This window comes from Escherichia whittamii (assembly GCF_014836715.1).
Lineage (GTDB): Bacteria > Pseudomonadota > Gammaproteobacteria > Enterobacterales > Enterobacteriaceae > Escherichia > Escherichia whittamii.
The window spans coordinates 75,212-98,288 of the sequence record NZ_JACSQI010000006.1 but is presented as its reverse complement, the minus strand read 5'-3'; the positions used below and the strand labels follow the sequence as shown (position 1 = coordinate 98,288).

The window sequence follows — 23,077 nt, the reverse complement described above, 5'->3', positions numbered from 1 at the left end:
TTTTGCGTGAGCCTGGGCCATACTGATATTTTTCCTCGCACAAAGGACCCGGCATGAAACTCATCGGTAGCTACACCAGCCCGTTTGTACGCAAACTTTCTATTCTGTTGTTAGAAAAGGGCATTACTTTCGAATTTATAAATGAACTGCCCTATAACGCGGACAATGGCGTGGCGCAATTTAATCCGTTAGGGAAAGTACCGGTGCTGGTGACCGAAGAGGGCGAATGCTGGTTTGATTCGCCGATCATCGCCGAATATATTGAATTAATGAATGTTGCTCCGGCGATGTTGCCGCGCGATCCGCTGGAGTCGCTGCGAGTGCGTAAAATTGAGGCGCTGGCCGACGGCATTATGGATGCCGGGCTGGTGTCGGTGCGCGAACAGGCGCGTCCTGCGGCGCAGCAGTCTGAAGATGAATTGTTACGCCAGCGAGAGAAAATCAACCGTAGCCTGGATGTGCTGGAAGGATATCTGGTCGATGGCACGCTCAAAACCGATACAGTCAATCTGGCGACTATCGCCATTGCCTGTGCCGTCGGGTATCTCAATTTCCGCCGCGTTGCGCCGGGCTGGTGTGTCGACCGCCCACACTTAGTCAAACTGGTTGAAAACCTGTTTAGCCGCGAAAGCTTCGCTCGCACCGAACCGCCAAAGGCTTGATGCGCGATATGTCCTCCTGACGCTTCTCACGTTACAATCCGTGGTTATGTTAAACGCCCTTCTCCGTGCGAGAGGGCCTTGATGAGCCTGGTTTCCTATGACAACCGAAACGCGTTCCCTCTATAGTCAGCTTCCAGCTATCGATCGCTTATTGCGTGATAGCTCTTTCCTTTCTTTGCGTGATACTTATGGCCATACCCGAGTCGTGGAGTTGCTACGTCAAATGCTCGACGAAGCGCGGGAAATGATTCGCGACAGCCAGTCGCTGCCTGCATGGTGTGAAAACTGGGCGCAAGAGGTTGATGCTCGTCTGGCGAAAGAGGCGCAGAGCGCGCTGCGTCCGGTGATCAACCTGACGGGAACGGTGCTGCATACTAATCTTGGGCGGGCATTGCAGGCGGAAGCGGCGGTTGAGGCCGTTACGCAAGTTATGCGTTCGCCGGTGACGCTGGAGTACGATCTGGACGACGCCGGACGCGGGCATCGCGATCGTGCGCTGGCGCAGTTGTTATGTCGCATCACCGGCGCAGAAGATGCCTGTATCGTCAATAACAATGCGGCGGCGGTGCTGCTGATGTTAGCTGCAACAGCCAGCGGTAAAGAAGTGGTGGTTTCTCGCGGCGAACTGGTGGAGATTGGCGGCGCGTTTCGTATTCCTGACGTAATGTGTCAGGCGGGCTGCACTCTGCATGAAGTGGGGACGACCAACCGCACGCACGCGAATGATTATCGTCAGGCAGTGAATGAAAATACCGCGCTGCTGATGAAGGTGCATACCAGTAATTACAGCATTCAAGGCTTCACCAAAGCGATAGACGAAGCGGAACTGGTGGCGCTCGGCAAAGAACTGGATGTTCCCGTGGTGACTGATTTAGGCAGTGGTTCGCTGGTAGATCTCAGCCAGTATGGTTTGCCAAAAGAGCCGATGCCGCAGGAGTTGATTGCGGCGGGCGTCAGCCTGGTGAGCTTCTCCGGCGACAAGTTGTTAGGCGGGCCGCAGGCAGGGATTATCGTTGGTAAAAAAGAGATGATCGCTCGTTTGCAAAGCCACCCGCTGAAGCGTGCATTACGCGCGGATAAAATGACCCTCGCGGCGCTGGAAGCGACGTTACGTCTTTATTTGCACCCAGAAGCACTGAGTGAAAAATTACCGACCCTGCGTCTGCTTACCCGCAGCGCAGAGGTCATTCAAATCCAGGCGCAACGGTTACAGGCACCCCTTGCCGCTCACTACGGTGCGGAGTTTGCTGTACAGGTTATGCCATGCCTTTCGCAGATTGGTAGTGGTTCGCTGCCGGTTGATCGCCTGCCGAGCGCGGCATTAACGTTTACGCCCCACGACGGACGCGGTAGCCATCTTGAGTCATTAGCTGCTCGCTGGCGTGAATTGCCGATTCCGGTGATTGGCCGCATTTATGACGGGCGTCTGTGGCTGGACTTACGCTGCCTTGAAGATGAGCAACGGTTTTTGGAGATGTTGTTGAAATGATTATTGCGACTGCCGGACACGTTGACCACGGCAAAACAACGTTATTACAGGCGATTACTGGCGTAAATGCCGACCGTCTGCCGGAAGAAAAGAAGCGTGGGATGACCATCGATCTCGGCTATGCCTACTGGCCGCAGCCGGACGGACGTGTGCCTGGATTTATTGATGTTCCCGGCCATGAAAAGTTTCTTTCTAATATGCTGGCGGGCGTCGGGGGTATCGATCACGCGCTGCTGGTGGTGGCGTGCGATGACGGCGTGATGGCGCAGACCCGTGAGCATCTGGCGATTTTGCAGCTGACGGGTAACCCGATGTTAACAGTGGCGCTGACTAAAGCCGATCGCGTGGATGAAGAACGTGTTGATGAGGTTGAACGCCAGGTAAAGGAGGTGCTGCGGGAATACGGTTTTGCCGAGGCAAAACTGTTTGTCACCGCAGCAACCGAAGGGCAGGGAATTGATGCTCTGCGTGAACATCTACTTCAGTTGCCGGAACGTGAACACGCCAGTCAGCACAGTTTTCGCCTCGCTATCGATCGCGCTTTTACCGTAAAAGGTGCCGGGCTGGTGGTCACTGGTACGGCGTTAAGCGGCGAAGTGAAGGTAGGTGATTCGCTGTGGCTGACGGGGGTAAATAAACCGATGCGTGTGCGTGCGCTGCATGCGCAGAATCAGCCAACAGAAACCGCCCACGCCGGGCAGCGTATTGCGCTTAATATTGCCGGTGATGCAGAAAAAGAACAGATTAACCGTGGTGACTGGTTGCTGGCTGATGCACCGCCAGAGCCGTTCACACGGGTCATTGTCGAACTTCAAGCCCATACGCCGTTGACCCAGTGGCAGCCGCTGCATATTCACCACGCCGCCAGCCACGTTACGGGGCGCGTTTCGCTGCTGGAAGATAACCTGGCCGAACTGGTGTTCGACACGCCGCTGTGGCTGGCGGATAACGATCGCTTAGTGCTGCGCGATATCTCTGCCCGCAACACGCTGGCGGGGGCGCGCGTGGTGATGCTCAACCCGCCACGTCGCGGCAAGCGTAAGCCGGAATATTTGCAATGGCTGGCGTCTCTTGCACGTACACAAAGCGATGCCGACGCACTGACCGTTCATCTGGAACGCGGAGCGGTTAACCTTGCGGATTTCGCCTGGGCGCGCCAGCTCAACGGCGAAGGGATGCGCGAACTGCTGCAACAGCCTGGCTATATTCAGGCTGGTTATAGCTTGTTGAATGCGCCGGTTGCCGCCCGCTGGCAACGTAAAATTCTCGACACGTTAGCAACGTATCATGAGCAACATCGTGATGAACCAGGGCCGGGACGCGAGCGTCTGCGGCGCATGGCGTTGCCGATGGAAGATGAAGCACTGGTGCTGTTGCTGATTGAAAAGATGCGCGAAAGTGGCGACATTCACAGCCATCATGGTTGGCTGCATCTGCCGGATCACAAAGCGGGATTCAGTGAAGAGCAGCAGGCTATCTGGCAAAAAGTGGAACCGCTGTTTGGCAACGAGCCGTGGTGGGTGCGTGATCTGGCAAAAGAGACGGGAACTGACGAACAGGCAATGCGTCTGACACTACGGCAGGCGGCACAGCAGGGGATAATTACGGCGATCGTTAAAGATCGTTATTATCGTAACGATCGGATTGTCGAGTTTGCCAATATGATCCGCGATCTCGATCAGGAATGTGGCTCGACCTGCGCAGCGGATTTCCGCGATCGCTTAGGCGTAGGCCGAAAGCTGGCAATTCAAATTCTGGAATATTTTGACCGTATTGGCTTTACGCGGCGCCGTGGAAACGATCATTTATTGCGCGACGCATTATTATTTCCCGAAAAGTAAGGAAATTATTAATTCATAATAAACATGAATTAATACAAAATTATTATCAATATTAAGGAAGCACGTTATTTGATGAATATAACGTGCTTTTTATTAAAAATATTTTAATAAACGGTAATATCGATCATATTTTCGAATGAAATTCCTCTGTAAGCTGCCAGCCCTTTTTACTCTTCCAGGAGTGTTTTATGGCAGCTTCAACCTTTTTTATTCCTTCTGTGAATGTCATCGGTGCTGATTCATTGAATGATGCAATGAATATGATGGCAGACTATGGATTTACCCGTACATTGATTGTCACTGACAATATGTTGACGAAATTAGGCATGGCGGGTGATGTGCAAAAAGCCTTACAGGAACGCGATATTTTTAGCGTTATTTATGATGGCACTCAGCCTAATCCAACCACAGAAAACGTCGCCGCAGGCCTGAAACTACTGAAAGAAAATAATTGCGATAGCGTGATTTCTTTAGGTGGTGGTTCCCCGCACGACTGTGCGAAAGGCATTGCGCTGGTGGCAGCCAACGGTGGTGATATTCGCGATTACGAAGGCGTTGACCGCTCTGCAAAACCGCAGTTGCCGATGATCGCCATTAACACCACAGCGGGTACTGCGTCTGAAATGACCCGCTTCTGCATCATCACTGACGAAGCGCGTCACATCAAAATGGCGATTGTGGATAAGCACGTGACTCCGCTGCTTTCTGTTAATGACTCCTCTCTGATGATCGGAATGCCGAAGTCGCTGACTGCCGCAACGGGTATGGATGCCTTAACACACGCTATCGAAGCGTATGTGTCTATTGCCGCAACGCCGATCACTGACGCTTGTGCACTGAAAGCCGTGACCATGATTGCCGAAAACCTGCCGTTAGCCGTAGAAGATGGCAGCAATGCGAAAGCGCGCGAAGCGATGGCTTATGCCCAGTTCCTCGCCGGTATGGCGTTCAACAATGCGTCCCTGGGTTATGTTCATGCGATGGCGCATCAGTTAGGCGGTTTCTACAATCTGCCGCACGGTGTATGTAACGCCGTTCTGCTGCCGCACGTTCAGGTATTCAACAGCAAAGTAGCCGCCGCACGTCTGCGTGACTGCGCTGCCGCGATGGGTGTGAATGTGACAGGTAAAAACGACGCGGAAGGTGCAGAAGCCTGCATTAACGCTATCCGCGAACTGGCGAAGAAAGTCGATATTCCGGCAGGTCTGCGGGACCTGAACGTGAAAGAAGAAGATTTCGCGGTACTGGCGACCAATGCCCTGAAAGATGCCTGCGGATTTACTAACCCGATTCAGGCAACTCACGAAGAAATTGTGGCGATTTATCGCGCTGCGATGTAATTACCTTCTCGTAACGGCTGACGTGTTGTCAGTCGTTTTGCTGAAACTATCTCTGTAGTCCTTGCCCGTAAATTCGTGATTGCCGTCGTAAAGCTGTCACCGGCTGGCGAAGATTTCGCCAGTCACGTCTACCCTTGTTATACCTCACACCGCAAGGAGACTACCATGACCAACAATCCCCCTTCAGCACAGATTAAGCCCGGCGAGTATGGTTTCCCCCTCAAGTTAAAAGCCCGCTATGACAACTTTATCGGCGGCGAATGGGTCGCGCCCGCCGACGGCGAGTATTACCAGAACCTGACGCCGGTGACCGGGCAGCTACTGTGCGAAGTGGCGTCTTCGGGCAAACGCGACATCGATCTGGCGCTGGATGCCGCGCATAAAGTGAAAGACAAATGGGCGCATACCTCGGTGCAGGATCGCGCGGCGATTCTGTTTAAGATTGCGGATCGAATGGAACAAAACCTCGAGCTGTTAGCGACGGCAGAAACCTGGGATAACGGCAAGCCCATCCGCGAAACCAGTGCTGCCGATGTGCCGCTGGCGATTGACCATTTCCGCTATTTCGCCTCGTGTATTCGGGCGCAGGAAGGTGGGATCAGTGAAGTCGATAGCGAAACTGTGGCTTATCACTTCCACGAACCGTTAGGCGTGGTGGGGCAGATTATCCCGTGGAACTTCCCGTTGCTGATGGCGAGCTGGAAAATGGCGCCCGCGCTGGCGGCGGGCAACTGCGTGGTGCTGAAACCCGCACGACTCACTCCGCTTTCTGTACTGCTGCTAATGGAGATCGTTGGTGATTTACTGCCGCCAGGCGTGGTGAACGTGGTAAACGGTGCGGGCGGCGAAATTGGCGAATATCTGGCGACCTCAAAACGTATTGCCAAAGTGGCATTTACCGGCTCAACGGAAGTGGGCCAGCAGATTATGCAGTACGCCACGCAAAATATTATTCCGGTGACGCTGGAGCTGGGCGGCAAGTCGCCAAATATCTTCTTTGCTGACGTGATGGATGAAGAAGATGCCTTTTTCGATAAAGCGCTGGAAGGCTTTGCACTATTTGCCTTTAACCAGGGCGAAGTCTGTACCTGTCCAAGCCGTGCTTTAGTGCAGGAGTCTATCTATGAACGCTTTATGGAACGCGCCATCCGCCGTGTTGAAGGTATTCGTAGCGGTAACCCGCTCGACAGCGTGACGCAAATGGGCGCGCAGGTATCTCATGGGCAACTGGAAACTATCCTCAATTACATTGATATCGGTAAAAAAGAGGGCGCAGACGTGCTCACCGGCGGGCGGCGTAAGCTGCTGGAAGGTGAGTTGAAAGACGGCTACTACCTTGAACCGACAATCCTGTTTGGTCAGAACAATATGCGTGTGTTCCAGGAAGAAATTTTTGGCCCGGTGCTGGCGGTAACCACCTTCAAAACGATGGATGAGGCGCTGGAGCTGGCGAACGATACACAATATGGTTTGGGCGCAGGCGTCTGGAGTCGTAACGGCAATCTTGCCTATAAGATGGGGCGCGGCATTCAGGCTGGGCGCGTGTGGACCAACTGTTATCATGCCTACCCGGCACACGCAGCGTTTGGCGGCTACAAACAGTCGGGCATCGGGCGCGAAACCCATAAGATGATGCTGGAACATTATCAGCAAACCAAGTGCCTACTGGTGAGCTACTCGGATAAACCGTTGGGGCTGTTCTGATGTAAGAAGCTGGTCGCATCGGGTATTCATTGCCTGATGCGACGCTTACGCGTCTTATCATGCCTACGGCGTAGGCCGGATAAGGCGTACACGCCGCATCCGGCATAAACAAAGCGCACGTTGTTACAATCTGCGCTTTATTTATGCGTCAATTGAAACCTACGTGCGCAATAATCCTGATTACGCCAACAGAAGTGCGTTTCTGGCGGAAGCTGCCCGGCGTTTAATCTCGCGTTTCGATAGTGAGCGGGCGAACCAGGCTGTACAACCACAGACCAAAACAAGCGATGGTGCCAATCAGTACGGTGAGGAACACACTGACTGACAGGCCTGCAAGCAATCCCGCAGGCAGGGCCAGTAGGCCGTGTATCACGGTGTCGTTCCATCTCACCTGGTCGTAGCCAAACATGCCTAAAATACCGCAAACCAGGCCGTAGATAACCAATGGCGTACCGAGGCCAATCAGCAATAAACGGTAGATAATTGATGGTTTAATACGTTTAAGCTGCACTGTAGATGTGTTGCTGGTGTTATTCATAAGTTTGGCCAATAATTCCATTATTTCAATATGATAAGCTTCGAGCTGTTGAAAAGCCAGACAGCACATTTCAGAAAGTATATATAAAACAATATGCCGTTATATAAATAAGGAAATTGCACTGCATTATGGCATTTCATAATATGTGTTAATTGTTCTTTTTTATATTCTCTGAGGAAAATATGTTCCTGGATTATTTTGCACTGGGAGTGCTTATTTTTGTATTCCTGGTGATCTTCTATGGGATTATTATTTTACATGATATTCCCTACCTGATTGCGAAAAAACGCAACCATCCTCATGCCGATGCCATTCATGTTGCCGGTTGGGTGAGTTTGTTTACGCTGCACGTTATCTGGCCCTTTTTGTGGATTTGGGCCACGCTTTACCGCCCGGAGCGGGGATGGGGAATGCAAAGTCATGATTCATCCATTATACAACTGCAACAGCGTATTGCCGGGCTGGAGAAACAGCTCGCTGATATGAAAGCCCCTTCTGCCGAGTAATATTTATGGATTTACTGATTATTTTGACCTATGTGGCTTTCGCATGGGCAATGTTTAAGATTTTTAAAATTCCCGTGAATAAATGGACTGTCCCTACTGCGGCACTGGGCGGCATATTTATTGTCAGTGGCTTAATTCTATTAATGAACTATAACCATCCATATACCTTTAAAGCGCAAAAAGCAGTTATTTCCATTCCGGTTGTTCCGCAGGTGACGGGTGTAGTAATTGAAGTGACGGATAAGAAAAATACGCTGATTAAAAAAGGTGAGGTGCTATTCCGACTGGACCCGACGCGTTATCAGGCACGAGTAGATCGGCTGATGGCGGATATCGTCACCGAAGAACATAAGCAGCGGGCATTGGGTGCAGAGTTAGATGAGATGGTGGCGAATACCCAGCAGGCAAAGGTTACACGGGATAAATTTGCTAAAGAGTACCAGCGTTACGCACGCGGCAGTCAGGCGAAAGTAAACCCGTTTTCAGAACGGGATATCGATGTGGCGCGGCAAAATTATCTGGCGCAGGAAGCCTCAGTGAAGTCATCGGCGGCGGAACAAAAACAGATCCAGAGCCAACTCGACAGCCTGGTGTTGGGGGAGCATTCACAAATCGCCAGCCTGAAAGCGCAGCTTGCGGAAGCAAAATATAACCTTGAGCAGACGGTAGTGCGTGCGCCGAGCGACGGTTACGTGACTCAGGTACTGATTCGTCCAGGAACGTATGCCGCGTCGCTGCCGCTGCGTCCGGTAATGGTGTTTATACCCGATCAGAAACGACAAATCGTGGCACAGTTCCGCCAGAACTCCTTGCTGCGCCTGGCCCCCGGCGATGATGCGGAAGTGGTGTTTAATGCCCTGCCAGGTAAGGTCTTCAGCGGTAAGTTGGCAGCCATCAGTCCAGCCGTTCCCGGAGGGGCTTATCAGTCGACCGGCACTTTACAGTCCTTAAATACAGCACCAGGTTCTGATGGCGTTATCGCGACCATTGAGCTGGATGAGCATATTGATTTGAGCGCATTACCAGACGGTATTTACGCCCAGGTGGCGGTCTATTCCGATCATTTCAGCCATGTTTCGGTCATGCGCAAAGTGCTGTTACGCATGACCAGCTGGGTGCATTACCTTTATCTCGACCATTAATCTTTGTTTTCCGCCGCTTGTTCAGGCCGCAGTTGCTGCGACTGGGCAAGCTGGTGGCGAATTTCACGCAGCATCTCGTCCAACACATACTGGACCCGCCAGGGCTGGTATTCCCGTTTACGGAAGATAGCCACCAGATCCAGCCACCATTCATACGGTTGCTGGAAACAGGGGATCAGCGTGCCGTCTTGCAGGTCGCTCTGCACACTTTTGTCTGGCGCAAACACAATCCCCAGGTGATTTCGCGCCAGCTCCAGCGCCGACTGAGTATTGTCGCAGACGTAATTTCCCGTAACACGATAATCACGCACTTCTTTACTTCCGGCGACGTTGAAGCGCCAGATATTCGCGTCATCGATCATCATCGAATCGATCAAAATACAGGAGTGATGTTCAAGTTCGTCTGGTTGGCTAATGGGATGTTTCTCAAGATAAGTTTGGCTGGCATAGGCGGTTACTGCATATTGCGTAATAAAACTGGCAACCAGCGATTCATCTTTTGGTGGCGCGTAGCTGATTAAAATATCACAATCATCGGGAAATTCGACGCCTTCATAAAAAGCGTTGCGCTCAAGATTGCAGGTTTTTAGCGATAAGGTGATTTCACCGATATCTTTAATTTTGTCGATAACGTGTTTGGATAAATAGGTAATAATGCCAGTTGGTGCGTAGATGGTAACCCGACCACGTTTCTCATGCTTATAATCTGCAATAAAATTATTAAGCTGCTCGTTTCTGTCGAGCATATCATTAATGTACGGTAATAGTGCGGCGCCAAAAGGCGTCAGCATTAGTTGCCGTGTGGTTCTGTCAAAGACTTTTAAACCCACTTTTGATTCAAAATCAGCAAGATATTTACTGACATTGGCCTGCGCGATGCCAAGCACGGTAGCTGCATGGCTGATATTTTCACTGGCAGCGATTACCGAGATAATTTTTAACTCCCGGTACTTGAGTTGTAATTTTGTCATCGCAACAGTCCAATTTATATATAATTTTATATATTACTATATAAATATGAATCTTGCACCGGAGAAATTGTAAGCATTACTATGCCGACTCTTTTTTATCTTAATTTAAAATGGAATGTCGGACATGTTAATTAACCGAAATATTGTGGCGTTATTTTTTATGCCTTTTATGGCAAGTGCAACTGCTGCAGAATTATCCGTTGGTACTGGCGCAGTTTATAATGAATCGCCTTATCGCGGTTATAATGAAAATACCAAAGCAATTCCGCTGATCAGTTATGAGAGCGATTCTTTTTATGTCCGCCAGACCACGTTAGGTTTTATTCTGTCGCAAAGTGAAAAAAATGAACTTAGCCTGACGGCATCCTGGATGCCACTGGAATTTGATCCTGCTGATAATGACGACCATGCTATGCAACAACTCGATAAGCGTGACAGCACGGCAATGGCGGGTGTTGCCTGGTATCACCATGAGCGTTGGGGGACCGTGAAGGCTTCTGCGGCGGCTGATGTTCTGGATAACAGTAACGGTTGGGTGGGTGAGTTATCGTTATTCCACAAAATGCAGATAGGTCGCCTGTCGCTGACACCTGCTCTTGGCGTTCTCTATTATGACGAGAATTTCAGTGACTATTACTATGGCATTTCAGAGAGCGAGTCTCGTCGCAGCGGTCTGGCGAGTTATACCGCGCAAGATGCCTGGGTGCCTTATGTCAGCCTGACGGCAAAATACCCCATCGGAGAACACGTCGTATTAATGGCGAGTGCCGGATACAGCGAGCTGCCGGAAGAGATCACTAACAGCCCAATGATTGACCGTAATGAAAGTTTTACTTTTGTCACCGGAGTGAGTTGGCGTTTTTAATTGACCCGGGAGATGTTGGATAAATTGCGTCAGCGAAATCTATATTAATCAATTGTCATCGCGGTGTCTGAGGGGGATCCGGCACCGCAGTGGATTATGCCATGTAAAACACGTCTTGCAGCTCGCTACTGACCGGGCTGTTATCCGGATTAGCGGGCATCACGTCCTGCATATGCTTCCTCCAACGTTGGCAGACTTCAGTGCTGGCAACCGCATTCCACCATTCTTCAGATTCAATCTCTACCGTGGCAAACAGCAAATTTCGCGCTTTATCGAGATAGATGGCGTAGTTATGCGCGCCGTGGGATTTCAATACAGCTTCCAGTTCCGGCCAGATCGGGTTATGCCGACGCTGATACTCTGCGTGAGCATCGGGGTTTACCTGCATCACAAAGGTTTTGCGGAGTATGTTTGCCCCCCACATCGCGCCGAACAGAAAAACAGGCAGCAGGGTAGAGAGACTAAACGAGCTGTAATACGCCCAGAAATTCGGTAGTAACAGGGCGCTGATGGCCCACGGCAGAATAATCCACGAAACAATCCCACCGACTGACCACATGGTTTCCCATGACCATTTTTTTACTTTTTTGAACGGAGCGTAAAAACAGGCTGCACTGGCCGCGCCGATCAAATGCCAAAAAATCCCCATCATAATCGCGTTACTCATTCTTTTATCCTCATCATTTTTCGTCGCGTCACATCTCCGACGAGATGAGTGTAAAAATTGTGTAGTCGATTAACCTTTCGCCTGTTGCCGCCGTTGCCGATTTACTGGCAATCACGGCATTAAGTGGGTGATTTGGCTCACATCTCAGGCATTTTCCTGCAAAACCATATCCTTACGAAAAGTACGGCATCGATAATCATTTTCAATATCATTTAATTAACTATAATGAACCAACTGCTTACGCGGCATTAACAATCGGCCGCCCGACAATACTGGAGATGAATATGAGCTATACCCTGCCATCCCTGCCGTATGCTTACGATGCCCTGGAACCGCACTTCGATAAGCAGACCATGGAAATCCACCACACCAAACACCATCAGGCCTACGTCAACAACGCCAATGCGGCGCTGGAAAGCCTGCCAGAATTCGCCAACCTGCCGGTTGAAGAGCTGATCACCAAACTGGACCAGCTGCCAGCAGACAAAAAAACCGTTCTGCGCAACAACGCTGGCGGTCACGCTAACCACAGCCTGTTCTGGAAAGGTCTGAAAAAAGGCACCACCCTGCAGGGCGATCTGAAAGCGGCTATCGAACGTGATTTCGGTTCCGTTGATAACTTCAAAGCAGAATTTGAGAAAGCGGCAGCTTCCCGCTTTGGTTCCGGCTGGGCATGGCTGGTGCAAAAAGGCGATAAACTGGCGGTGGTTTCTACTGCTAATCAGGACTCCCCGCTGATGGGCGAAGCCATTTCTGGCGCTTCCGGCTTCCCGATTGTGGGCCTGGATGTGTGGGAACACGCTTACTACCTGAAATTCCAGAACCGTCGTCCAGACTACATTAAAGAGTTCTGGAACGTGGTGAACTGGGACGAAGCTGCGGCACGTTTCGCGGCGAAAAAATAATCGCATATTGCCTGCTGCAATGAGGCGTTTACGCCGTTTGCCAGCATAAAAAACAAACCATCGCACATAGCGGTGGTTTTTTTGTGATCAATTTCAAAATAAAAACAATGATCCTATAAAATTAAAACAACGTTTCAATTGATGTGGTTTTGATCACTTTTATTGCTCTGTTGAATGTCTATCTTCATTTCCATCAACACTGATGCTCCGTTAAGGAACTTCGCATCAGCCTATAAAAATATGCCAACAGGTGATGAAAATGCAGATAAAACGCACGATAGAGAAAATCCCGGGGGGGATGATGCTCATCCCGCTGTTCCTTGGCGCACTGTGTCACACCTTCTCGCCGGGGGCGGGAAAATATTTTGGATCATTCACCAACGGGATGATTACCGGCACGGTGCCTATTCTGGCGGTGTGGTTTTTCTGCATGGGGGCGTCTATCAAATTAAGCGCGACGGGAACAGTGTTGCGTAAATCCGGTACGCTGGTGGTAACCAAAATTGCCGTTGCGTGGGTGGTTGCGGCAATTGCTTCGCGCATTATTCCTGAGCACGGTGTCGAAGTTGGATTCTTTGCCGGGCTTTCAACGCTGGCGCTGGTGGCGGCAATGGACATGACCAACGGCGGTCTGTATGCCTCTATCATGCAGCAGTACGGCACCAAAGAAGAGGCCGGGGCATTTGTTTTGATGTCGCTGGAATCTGGTCCGCTAATGACGATGATTATTCTGGGAACCGCCGGGATTGCTTCGTTTGAGCCGCATGTTTTCGTTGGCGCAGTGTTGCCGTTCCTGGTGGGCTTCGCACTGGGGAACCTTGATCCTGAATTGCGCGAGTTTTTCAGCAAAGCGGTGCAGACGCTGATCCCGTTCTTTGCTTTCGCGCTGGGCAATACCATTGATTTAACCGTGATTGCCCAGACAGGTTTGTTGGGGATCCTGTTGGGCGTGGCGGTGATTATCGTGACCGGTATTCCGTTGATTATTGCCGATAAATTGATTGGTGGTGGCGATGGCACTGCCGGAATTGCCGCCTCCAGTTCAGCCGGGGCCGCGGTGGCTACGCCGGTACTGATTGCGGAAATGATCCCGGCTTTTAAACCGATGGCGCCTGCGGCAACTTCGTTGGTGGCGACGGCGGTAATTGTGACTTCGATTCTGGTGCCAATTCTTACCTCTGTCTGGTCACGTAAAGCCAAAGCCAGAGTGGCGAAGATCGAAATTCTGGGGACGGTGAAATAATCTCTCTTATGCCATATTATCGCCGGATGAATTGACGTTCATCCGGCGTTTTACCTTAAATAACAAACACCTCATCAATCGTCCGACATTCGCTTTCTGTTAACTCTCCACCGACATTGCGCGACACTCCTGTGCAGTAACCAAACTTACGTGATACCACCGTCTTAATGGTGGTGACAAAATCCTCACCGATGGCGTAGATGGACATATAAGTGCCGATCTGTTGCTGAATTTCATGTAGGGCAGCGAGATTGCCATTCTTGAAGGCTTCGCGTGCTTCAACAAACAGCTCCGGCATGACGTTATTTAAGCCAGAGATTATCCCCGCGCCACCGGCCAGCAGATTAGGAATGAAATATTCGTCATACCCCGAAAGCACCGCAAAATCAGGACGCACAGCCTGAGTTGCCTGAATCATGCTGCGGGTGTGTGACTGGCAATCGACGGTATCTTTAATTCCTGCAAACTCAGGAAACTCACTCGCCAGTGTGGCAACCAGGTCTGGGGTTAAATCACAACCGGTCCGCGCCGGGAAGTTATATGCGAACCATTTGCCCTGTAATTCGCGACCCAGATGGCGAAAATAGCTTAATAATTGCTTCGCCGTCTGGCCGTAGTAGTAAGGCGGGAGGATCATCACCGCATCGTACCCAACGCGATACGCTTCTTGCGCCATCACCAGTACATCATGTGTGCAGGTGGACGAGACGTTGGCCACCATTTTTAATGTGCTCATGGAACGCGCTTCGCGGATAAGCATGAGCCTCTCTTCCAGGGTGAAGGAAGCAAACTCACCAATGCTTCCCATTAGCAATATCACATCGATGTTAGCGTCAGTGAGTCGCTGCAGATGCTGCTTCAGTCCGTTAAGGTCTACATTCCCGTCTTTATCCATCGGTGTGATGGAAGGACACCAGACGCCAGAAAACTGTGTTTGCTCGGTCACGTTGTACACTCCTGATAATGAAATAGTGTTTCAAAAAACATCTCATTGATAACATTTATAAGACGTCGTCATGTGAACCGTGCTCTCATTTTGCGCGCCTGACGTAAAATAAATATGGTCTAATGGGGAAATTTCTCGGTGGAGAGGGAACAGATGCGATATCCGGTTGATGTATACACAGGCAAAATACAGGCTTATCCCGAAAGCAAACCCAGCGCGATTGCGAAAGTCCAGGTCGATGGTGAGTTGATGCTGACAGAACTGGGTCTGGAAGGTGACGAGCAGGCGGAGAAAATAGTTCACGGTGGGCCGGACAGGGCGCTGTGTCATTATCCTCGCGAGCATTATCTCTACTGGGCGCGGGAATTTCCGGAACAGGCGGAGTTGTTTGTTGCACCTGCGTTTGGTGAAAACCTCTCAACCGATGGCCTGACGGAAAGCAATGTTTTTATAGGTGATATTTTCCGCTGGGGAGAGGCGTTGATTCAGGTCACCCAGCCGCGCTCTCCGTGCTACAAACTCAATTACCACTTTGATATCAGTGATATAGCGCAGTTGATGCAAAACACGGGTAAAGTCGGCTGGCTGTATAGCGTGATTGCGCCGGGGCAGGTATCTGCTGATGCGCCGCTTGAGCTGGTTTCCCGCGTTAGCGATGTGACCGTGCAAGAGGCTGTCGCCATCGCATGGCATATGCCGTTTGATGATGAGCAGTATCACCGTTTGCTTTCTGCCGCTGGGCTATCGAAAAGCTGGACGCGAACGATGCAGAAGCGCCGACTTAGCGGCAAGATTGAAGATAATTCACGGCGGTTGTGGGGGAAATAATTCCCAGAGAGTAGGCCTGATAAGACGCTATCAGCGCCGCATCAGGCATTCTGCTCAAATGCCGGATGCGGCGTAAACGCCTTATCCGTCCTACAAAAGCAATAATTTCAGCAGATGTTGTAGGCCTGATAAGACGCGACCAGCGTCGCATCAGGCATTCTGCTCAAATGCCGGATGCGGCGTAAACACCTTATCCGTCCTACAAAAGCAAGAATTTCAGCAGATATTGTATGACTGATAAGACGCGATCAGCGTCGCATCAGGCATCCTGCTCAAACGCCGGATGCGGCGTAAACGCTTTATCCGTCCTGCGCGGTGTTTAACTCCGCTTATACAGCGGCAGCCAAATCACCAGCCGCAAACCGCCCAGCGGGCTGTCTTCGGCTTTCACCCAACCACGGTGCTGCTGGATGGCGGTTTCGACAATCGCCAGCCCCAGACCCGTACCGCCAGATTCACGATCGCGAGCTTCATCGGTACGATAGAACGGACGGAAAATTTGTTCGCGATCTTCCGGGCTAACGCCAGGACCATCATCATCCACCGTAATGGTGATACCGTCTTTATCTACCGCGAAGCCTACTTCGATCTTCGTATGGGAATAACGCAGAGCATTACGAACAATGTTTTCCAGCGCACTTTCCAGGGCATTCGGGTTGCCGTACAGCGGCCACGGCCCCGGCGGGAAGTTAACGGTAAACGATTTGCCCATTTGCTCCGCTTCGAACGCCGCGTTATCCAGCACTTCGTTCCACAGCTGGTTGGCTTTGATTGTCTCGCTCACCAGCGCGTTTTTCTGCTGATTACGTGACATCACCAACAGGTCGTTGATCATGCTGTCCAGACGCTGGGCTTCGGTTTCAATACGCTCCAGTTCCTTGCTTTCACCACTACGGCGACGCAGTAACGCCGTACCCAGTTGCAGACGCGTCAATGGCGTGCGCAGCTCGTGAGAGATATCAGAAAGCAGGCGCTGCTGGGAGGTCATCATACGTTCCAGCGCGGTCACCATCTGGTTAAAACTGGCACCTGCGGCAAGAAATTCTTGTGGCCCCGCTTCCAGTTCCGGATGCTGGCGTAAGTTCCCCTGGGCAACTTCATCAGCAGCGTTTTTCAGCTTACGCGCCGGTTTTGCCAGACTCCAGGCCAACCACAACAGCAGCGGCGTACTGACCAACATGGTGACAATCAGCAGTAATAGCGGGCGGTCAAACAGTAAGTTGATGAAATCGGATTGAGAACTGCTGGCCGGACGAATCAGATAAAGCTGGTAATTATCTTCGCCATCACGCACGGAGAACGGACCGACCAGTTCCACGCGGCCATATTTTTTCTTCTGCGGATGATCGGCGTTATCTGCTTGTCCAATAAAGTTGCGAATGATCTGCATTTCGCTGCGTTCAGCGCCGATCACGCGGCCTTCAGTGGTCACCAGTAATAAACGCTGGCCTGGCGGCGCCCACTTATCAATGGCCCGGAACAGGCGACGCCACCACATTAAATCGTTGGGTGGATCGTTCGCCAGTTCCGCTTCGACATGCTGCTCAATCATCAGCCCCTGACGCTGTTCGCTATCCAGAAGCTCGGTCATCTGGCGTGAGTCGAGCTTGGGTAACATTAAAACCAACATCAACACCAGCGCCAGCGTCAGCCAGAAGATGGCGAAGATGCGCGCGGTTAAACTGCCTATCATGAAGCGGAAACCATCAGATAGCCGCGACCACGCAATGTTTTAAACCACGGATGACCGTCTTTACGATCCGGCAGCTTACGACGCAGGTTGGAAATATGCATATCGATAGCACGGTCGAAAGGCGTCAGGCGTTTGCCCAGTACTTCCTGACTTAAATGCTCGCGAGAAACCACCTGACCCAGATGCTGCGCCAGTAGGTAGAGCAGAGTAAATTCAGTACCGGTTAACTCCAGTGTTTGCCCGTCGAAGCTGGCTTCCTGACGGCCTGGATTCAGCACTAAGGCGTCAACTTCCAGCGTCGGCGAACCGTTATCGCTGTTCTGCTGTTGCTCACTCCAGTGCGAACGGCGCAGGATCGCGCGAATACGCGCAACCAGTTCACGATCGTTAAATGGTTTCGGGAGATAGTCATCTGCACCCAGCTCAAGGCCGAGGACGCGATCAAGTTCACTGCCGCGAGCCGTCAACATAATGACTGGCGTCTGGTGTGTCTGGCGAAGTGCTTTCAGCGTATCGATACCATTTTTCTTCGGCATCATCACATCAAGCAAAAGTAAATCAATGCTGTCGTCCAGAAGATCAAGCGCCTGTTCCCCGTCGTGGGCAACAATCACGTTGAAGCCTTCCATCTCGAGCAGCTCCTTTAACAGGGAAGTCAGCTCTCGGTCATCATCAACTAACAGGATTTTATTCATTGTTTAAATACCTCCGAGGCAGAAATTACGTCATCAGACGTCGCTAATCCATGACTTTACGTTGTTTTACACCCCCTGACGCATGTTTGCAGCCTGAATCGTAAACTCTCTATCGTTGAATCGCGACAGAAAGATTTTGGGAGCAAATGATGCGCATAGTTACCGTTGCCGTCATGGCCTCAACGCTGGCAGTCAGTTCATTAAGCCACGCTGCTGAAGTCGGTTCAGGCGATAACTGGCATCCGGGCGAAGAACTTACGCAGCGCAGTACGCAGAGCCATATGTTCGACGGCATAAGTTTAACCGAACATCAGCGTCAGCAGATGCGAGATCTTATGCAACAGGCCCGGCACGAACAGCCTCCTGTTAATGTTAGCGAAATGGAGACAATGCATCGCCTTGTCACCGCAGAAAATTTTGATGAAAACGCTGTGCGCGCTCAGGCAGAAAAAATGGCGAAAGAACAAATCGCTCGCCAGGTTGAGATGGCAAAAGTCCGCAACCAAATGTATCACCTGTTAACGCCGGAGCAGCAAGCGGTTTTAAACGAGAAACATCAACAACGAATGGAGCAGTTGCGCGACGTGACGCAATGGCAAAAAAGTTCATCGTTGAAGCTATTGAGTAGTAGCAACTCACGTTCCCAGTAGTAAACCCTGTTTTCCTTGCCATAGACACCATCCCTGTCTTCCCCCACATGATGTGGGGGTTTTTTTTATCCTCAATTTGCCTGTTACTTGATGCATTGCAGATGATTTGCATCCGTTATACTACCGTCAGTTGATAGCGGGAGTATTTATGAATCAATCTTATGGGCAGCTGGTCAGTCGGGCAGCGATCGCTGCAACGGCGATGGCTTCGCTGTTATTACTGATTAAAATTTTTGCATGGTGGTATACCGGATCAGTGAGTATTCTCGCTGCGCTGGTAGATTCGCTGGTGGATATCGGCGCGTCCTTAACTAACTTATTGGTCGTGCGTTACTCACTGCAACCTGCCGACGATAATCACTCCTTTGGTCACGGTAAAGCTGAGTCGCTCGCCGCGCTGGCGCAAAGTATGTTTATCTCCGGTTCCGCGCTGTTCCTGTTTTTGACCGGTATTCAGCATTTGGTTTCTCCGACACCGATGAAAGACCCGGGTGTTGGGGTTATCGTGACTATTGTGGCGCTAATTTGTACGATTATCCTTGTCTCGTTTCAGCGTTGGGTCGTTCGCCGGACGCAAAGCCAGGCAGTGCGGGCAGATATGCTACATTATCAGTCTGATGTTATGATGAACGGCGCGATTTTGCTGGCGCTGGGATTGTCCTGGTATGGTTGGCATCGTGCTGATGCCCTGTTTGCTTTGGGAATCGGCATCTATATTTTATATAGCGCGTTACGCATGGGGTATGAGGCGGTCCAGTCATTATTGGATCGCGCGCTGCCCGATGGCGAACGACAGGAAATTATTGATATCGTGACTTCCTGGCCGGGAGTTAGCGGCGCTCACGATCTTCGCACGCGGCAGTCAGGGCCGACTCGCTTTATTCAGATTCATTTGGAAATGGAGGACTCTCTGCCTTTGGTTCAGGCACATATGGTGGCGGATCAGGTAGAGCAGGCTATTTTACGGCGTTTTCCGGGTTCAGATGTGATTATCCATCAGGATCCTTGTTCTGTCGTACCCAGGGAGAGTAAACGGTCTACGCTTTCATAATCCGTACAAAAGAGAGCCAGACCCGCATTTTGTGTATAAAATACCGCCATTTGGCCTGACCTGAATCAATTCAGCAGGAAGTGATTGTTATACTATTTGTACATTCGTTGGATCACTTCGATGTGCAAGAAGACTTCCGGCAACAGATTTCATTTTGCATTCCAAAGTTCAGAGGTAGTCATGATTAAGAAAATCGGTGTGTTGACAAGCGGCGGTGATGCGCCAGGCATGAACGCCGCAATTCGCGGGGTTGTTCGTTCTGCGCTGACAGAAGGTCTGGAAGTAATGGGCATTTATGACGGCTATCTGGGTCTGTATGAAGACCGTATGGTACAGCTAGACCGTTACAGCGTGTCTGACATGATCAACCGTGGTGGTACATTCCTCGGTTCTGCACGCTTCCCGGAATTCCGCGACGAGAACATCCGCGCCGTGGCTATCGAAAACCTGAAAAAACGTGGTATCGACGCGCTGGTGGTTATCGGCGGTGACGGTTCCTACATGGGTGCAATGCGTCTGACCGAAATGGGCTTCCCGTGCATCGGTCTGCCGGGCACTATCGACAACGACATCAAAGGTACTGACTACACCATTGGTTTCTTCACTGCGTTGAGCACTGTTGTTGAAGCCATCGACCGTCTGCGTGACACCTCTTCTTCTCACCAACGTATTTCCGTGGTGGAAGTGATGGGCCGCTACTGTGGCGATCTGACTCTGGCTGCGGCTATTGCTGGTGGCTGTGAATTCGTTGTGGTTCCGGAAGTTGAATTCAGTCGTGACGATCTGGTAAACGAAATCAAAGCCGGTATCGCGAAAGGTAAAAAACACGCGATTGTGGCGATCACTGAACATATGTGTGACGTCGACGAGCTGGCTCATTTCATCGAAAAAGAAACTGGCCGTGAAACCCGCGCAACTGTGCTGGGCCACATCCAGCGTGGTGGTTCCCCGGTACCTTACGACCGTATTCTGGCTTCCCGTATGGGCGCTTACGCTATCGATCTGCTGCTGGCAGGCTACGGTGGTCGTTGCGTAGGTATTCAGAACGAACAACTGGTTCACCATGACATCATCGATGCTATCGAAAACATGAAGCGTCCGTTCAAAGGTGACTGGCTGGACTGCGCGAAAAAACTGTATTAATGATTTCGGAAAAAGGCAGATTTCTTTAGCCTGAAACCGATGACAGAGGCAAAAATGCCTGATGCGCTTCGCTTATCAGGCCTACATAAATTCTGCAATCTATTGAGTTTGCAAGCTTTTGTAGGCCGGATAAGGCGTTCATGCCGCATCCGGCATGAACAAAGCGCACTTTGTCAGCAATATGGGGCGGATTCATTCCGCCTTTTTAACTCTTCAACATATACCCGCAAGTTATAGCCAATCTTTTTTTATTCTTTAATGTTTGGTTCACCTTCTGGCACGCTTTGCTTATCACAACACAACATAAGAGAGCCGGGCGATGAACAAGTGGGGCGTAGGGTTAACATTTTTGCTGGCAGCGACCAGCGTGATGGCAAAGGATATTCAGCTTCTTAACGTTTCGTATGATCCAACGCGCGAACTGTACGAACAGTACAACAAAGCCTTCAGCGCCCACTGGAAACAGCAAACTGGCGATAATGTGGTGATTCGCCAGTCGCACGGCGGTTCGGGTAAACAGGCGACGTCGGTAATCAATGGCATAGAAGCTGATGTCGTCACGCTGGCGTTAGCCTATGATGTGGATGCCATTGCTGAACGTGGCCGTATTGATAAAGCGTGGATCAAGCGTCTGCCGGATAACTCCGCACCTTATACTTCTACCATTGTCTTCCTGGTGCGTAAGGGTAATCCGAAGCAGATTCACGACTGGAACGATTTGATTAAGCCCGGAGTTTCGGTGATCACCCCGAACCCGAAAAGCTCTGGTGGTGCTCGCTGGAACTACCTGGCAGCCTGGGGATATGCCCTGCATCACAACAACAACGATCAGGCAAAAGCGCAGGAATTCGTGCAGTCGTTATATAAAAACGTCGAAGTGCTGGATTCCGGCGCGCGCGGTTCAACGAATACCTTTGTCGAGCGCGGCATTGGCGACGTGCTGATTGCCTGGGAAAACGAAGCTCTGCTGGCGGCGAATGAACTGGGGAAAGATAAATTCGAAATCGTCACGCCGAGCGAGTCTATTCTTGCAGAGCCTACGGTGTCAGTTGTCGATAAAGTGGTGGAGAAAAAAGGCACCAAAGAGGTGGCGGAAGCGTATCTGAACTATCTCTACTCGCCAGAAGGTCAGGAGATTGCGGCTAAAAACTACTATCGTCCGCGCGATCCTCAGGTAGCGAAAAAATATGAAAATGCCTTTCCGAAGCTGAAGTTATTCACCATTGATGAAGAGTTCGGTGGCTGGACGAAAGCGCAAAAAGAGCATTTCTCTAACGGCGGTACGTTTGACCAAATCAGTAAACGTTAATACTTTTAAGATTATCAGCCCGGTGGCATCTCGCGACCGGGTTTTTTATTGTCACGATTTTGCGTTACCCTTGTATCTCTTTGAGGTACAGGGAAAAAAAGATGAAAAAAGCAGGTCTTCTTTTTTTGGTGATGATAGTTATCGCCGTTGTGGCTGCCGGTATTGGTTACTGGAAATTAACCGGTGCAGAGTCGGACACGTTACGTCAGATAGTTCTTGAGCAATGTTTACCCAATCAGCAGCAAAACCAAAACCCTTCGCCATGTGCGGAAGTCAAACCCAATGCCGGATACGTGGTTTTAAAAGACCTTAACGGTCCTCTGCAATATTTGTTGATGCCAACGTATCGTATTAACGGCACTGAAAGTCCATTGTTAACCGATCCTTCAACGCCTAATTTCTTCTGGTTAGCCTGGCAGGCGCGTGATTTCATGAGCAAAAAATACGGCCAGCCGGTTCCCGATCGCGCGGTTTCTTTGGCGATCAACTCCCGCACCGGGCGTACGCAAAACCATTTTCATATTCATATCTCTTGTATTCGTCCTGATGTGCGCGAACAGCTGGATAACAATCTGGCGAACATCAGCAGCCGCTGGTTGCCGCTGCCAGGTGGTTTGCGCGGGCATGAATACCTGGCGCGTCGGGTAACGGAAAGCGAACTGGTACAACGCAGCCCATTTATGATGCTGGCGGAAGAAGTGCCTGAGGCGCGGGAACATATGGGAAGCTACGGGCTGGCGATGGTACGGCAGAGTGATAACTCATTTGTATTGCTGGCGACACAACGAAATCTACTGACGCTTAACCGTGCTTCAGCCGAAGAAATTCAGGATCATCAGTGTGAGATTTTGCGTTAAGGCGAAGAGTTAAGGAAAGTAAGTGCCGGATA

Annotated in this window: 22 protein-coding genes and 1 pseudogene; 16 read left to right on the top strand and 7 right to left on the bottom strand. The window is 50.8% G+C overall.

Going from position 1 to position 23,077, the window contains the following annotated elements:
* Window positions 1–53 precede the first annotated feature (53 nt).
* The 5 genes from H9644_RS11410 (at window position 54) to aldB (ending at window position 7,036) form a co-directional block, all read left to right on the top strand.
* Complete coding sequence (locus tag H9644_RS11410; protein WP_000766696.1) at window positions 54–662, top strand: glutathione S-transferase; 609 nt, start codon at window positions 54–56, stop codon at window positions 660–662.
* Between the two features lie 97 nt (window positions 663–759).
* Window positions 760–2,151, top strand: a complete 1,392-nt coding sequence (gene selA / locus H9644_RS11405) for an L-seryl-tRNA(Sec) selenium transferase (protein ID WP_064530266.1) — start codon at window positions 760–762, stop codon at window positions 2,149–2,151.
* A complete protein-coding gene (selB, locus tag H9644_RS11400; RefSeq protein WP_064530267.1) occupies window positions 2,148–3,992 on the top strand; it encodes a selenocysteine-specific translation elongation factor in 1,845 nt (614 codons plus the stop codon). Before selA ends, selB begins: the two co-directional genes overlap by 4 nt.
* Window positions 3,993–4,180: 188 nt before the next feature.
* Complete coding sequence (gene yiaY, locus H9644_RS11395; RefSeq protein ID WP_064530268.1) at window positions 4,181–5,332, top strand: L-threonine dehydrogenase; 1,152 nt, start codon at window positions 4,181–4,183, stop codon at window positions 5,330–5,332.
* A gap of 165 nt (window positions 5,333–5,497) precedes the next feature.
* Window positions 5,498–7,036: an aldehyde dehydrogenase AldB gene (gene aldB / locus H9644_RS11390; protein ID WP_064530269.1), complete on the top strand. Its 1,539-nt coding sequence runs from the start codon at window positions 5,498–5,500 to the stop codon at window positions 7,034–7,036.
* 223 nt (window positions 7,037–7,259) lie between these two features.
* Here aldB and H9644_RS11385 read toward each other — a convergent pair whose 3' ends face one another.
* Window positions 7,260–7,586 carry a hypothetical protein gene (locus tag H9644_RS11385; RefSeq protein ID WP_157945704.1) on the bottom strand — a complete coding sequence of 109 codons (327 nt, stop codon included), beginning with the start codon at window positions 7,584–7,586 and terminating at the stop codon, window positions 7,260–7,262.
* 170 nt (window positions 7,587–7,756) lie between these two features.
* On the opposite strand from H9644_RS11385, the gene H9644_RS11380 reads away from it, so the two are divergent.
* On the top strand, window positions 7,757–8,080 hold the full coding sequence (locus tag H9644_RS11380) for a DUF3302 domain-containing protein (protein WP_064530271.1): 324 nt from the start codon (window positions 7,757–7,759) through the stop codon (window positions 8,078–8,080).
* Between the two features lie 5 nt (window positions 8,081–8,085).
* Entirely contained in the window at window positions 8,086–9,222 is a 1,137-nt protein-coding gene (locus H9644_RS11375) for an HlyD family secretion protein (RefSeq protein WP_191774627.1), read from the top strand.
* On the opposite strand, the gene H9644_RS11370 is transcribed toward H9644_RS11375, so the two are convergent.
* Window positions 9,219–10,193, bottom strand: coding sequence for a LysR family transcriptional regulator (locus tag H9644_RS11370; protein ID WP_191774625.1), 975 nt, complete (start codon window positions 10,191–10,193; stop codon window positions 9,219–9,221). The genes H9644_RS11375 and H9644_RS11370 overlap by 4 nt on opposite strands.
* A 124-nt stretch (window positions 10,194–10,317) precedes the next feature.
* On the opposite strand from H9644_RS11370, the gene H9644_RS11365 reads away from it, so the two are divergent.
* Window positions 10,318–11,058 (top strand): MipA/OmpV family protein, encoded by a 741-nt coding sequence (locus H9644_RS11365; RefSeq protein WP_064530274.1) that lies wholly within the window; start codon window positions 10,318–10,320, stop codon window positions 11,056–11,058.
* Window positions 11,059–11,152: 94 nt separating this feature from the next.
* Here H9644_RS11365 and rhaM read toward each other — a convergent pair whose 3' ends face one another.
* Complete coding sequence (gene rhaM / locus H9644_RS21740; RefSeq protein ID WP_064530334.1) at window positions 11,153–11,467, bottom strand: L-rhamnose mutarotase; 315 nt, start codon at window positions 11,465–11,467, stop codon at window positions 11,153–11,155.
* 6 nt (window positions 11,468–11,473) lie between these two features.
* Window positions 11,474–11,725 (bottom strand): annotated as a pseudogene (locus H9644_RS21735) (L-rhamnose/proton symporter RhaT); the annotation flags it as partial.
* Window positions 11,726–12,009: 284 nt separating this feature from the next.
* On the opposite strand from H9644_RS21735, the gene sodA reads away from it, so the two are divergent.
* Together sodA and kdgT are read left to right on the top strand one after the other, a co-directional pair.
* A complete protein-coding gene (sodA, locus tag H9644_RS11350; protein ID WP_001296619.1) occupies window positions 12,010–12,630 on the top strand; it encodes a superoxide dismutase [Mn] in 621 nt (206 codons plus the stop codon).
* Window positions 12,631–12,889: 259 nt separating this feature from the next.
* Window positions 12,890–13,873 carry a 2-keto-3-deoxygluconate transporter gene (gene kdgT / locus H9644_RS11345; protein WP_064530275.1) on the top strand — a complete coding sequence of 328 codons (984 nt, stop codon included), beginning with the start codon at window positions 12,890–12,892 and terminating at the stop codon, window positions 13,871–13,873.
* Window positions 13,874–13,928: 55 nt separating this feature from the next.
* On the opposite strand, the gene H9644_RS11340 is transcribed toward kdgT, so the two are convergent.
* Window positions 13,929–14,819, bottom strand: a complete 891-nt coding sequence (locus H9644_RS11340; RefSeq protein ID WP_191774623.1) for a dihydrodipicolinate synthase family protein — start codon at window positions 14,817–14,819, stop codon at window positions 13,929–13,931.
* Between the two features lie 153 nt (window positions 14,820–14,972).
* On the opposite strand from H9644_RS11340, the gene yiiM reads away from it, so the two are divergent.
* Window positions 14,973–15,647, top strand: a complete 675-nt coding sequence (yiiM, locus tag H9644_RS11335) for a 6-hydroxyaminopurine reductase (RefSeq protein ID WP_191774621.1) — start codon at window positions 14,973–14,975, stop codon at window positions 15,645–15,647.
* Between the two features lie 319 nt (window positions 15,648–15,966).
* Here yiiM and cpxA read toward each other — a convergent pair whose 3' ends face one another.
* Window positions 15,967–17,340 carry an envelope stress sensor histidine kinase CpxA gene (cpxA, locus tag H9644_RS11330; protein ID WP_000580414.1) on the bottom strand — a complete coding sequence of 458 codons (1,374 nt, stop codon included), beginning with the start codon at window positions 17,338–17,340 and terminating at the stop codon, window positions 15,967–15,969.
* Entirely contained in the window at window positions 17,337–18,035 is a 699-nt protein-coding gene (gene cpxR, locus H9644_RS11325) for an envelope stress response regulator transcription factor CpxR (protein WP_064530278.1), read from the bottom strand. Before cpxR ends, cpxA begins: the two co-directional genes overlap by 4 nt.
* Window positions 18,036–18,184: 149 nt before the next feature.
* Between cpxR and cpxP the strand changes: the two genes are divergently transcribed.
* From cpxP to cdh, 5 genes are all read left to right on the top strand, one after another.
* On the top strand, window positions 18,185–18,685 hold the full coding sequence (gene cpxP / locus H9644_RS11320; RefSeq protein ID WP_064530335.1) for a cell-envelope stress modulator CpxP: 501 nt from the start codon (window positions 18,185–18,187) through the stop codon (window positions 18,683–18,685).
* Window positions 18,686–18,833: 148 nt separating this feature from the next.
* On the top strand, window positions 18,834–19,736 hold the full coding sequence (fieF, locus tag H9644_RS11315; protein ID WP_064530279.1) for a CDF family cation-efflux transporter FieF: 903 nt from the start codon (window positions 18,834–18,836) through the stop codon (window positions 19,734–19,736).
* A 180-nt stretch (window positions 19,737–19,916) separates the two neighbouring features.
* The gene (gene pfkA, locus H9644_RS11310; protein ID WP_032185626.1) at window positions 19,917–20,879 is read left to right on the top strand and encodes a 6-phosphofructokinase; all 963 of its coding nucleotides are present in this window, start codon (window positions 19,917–19,919) and stop codon (window positions 20,877–20,879) included.
* Window positions 20,880–21,198: 319 nt separating this feature from the next.
* Window positions 21,199–22,188, top strand: coding sequence for a sulfate/thiosulfate ABC transporter substrate-binding protein Sbp (gene sbp / locus H9644_RS11305; RefSeq protein ID WP_064530280.1), 990 nt, complete (start codon window positions 21,199–21,201; stop codon window positions 22,186–22,188).
* 101 nt (window positions 22,189–22,289) lie between these two features.
* Window positions 22,290–23,045 carry a CDP-diacylglycerol diphosphatase gene (gene cdh, locus H9644_RS11300; RefSeq protein WP_064530281.1) on the top strand — a complete coding sequence of 252 codons (756 nt, stop codon included), beginning with the start codon at window positions 22,290–22,292 and terminating at the stop codon, window positions 23,043–23,045.
* Window positions 23,046–23,077: the final 32 nt, after the last annotated feature.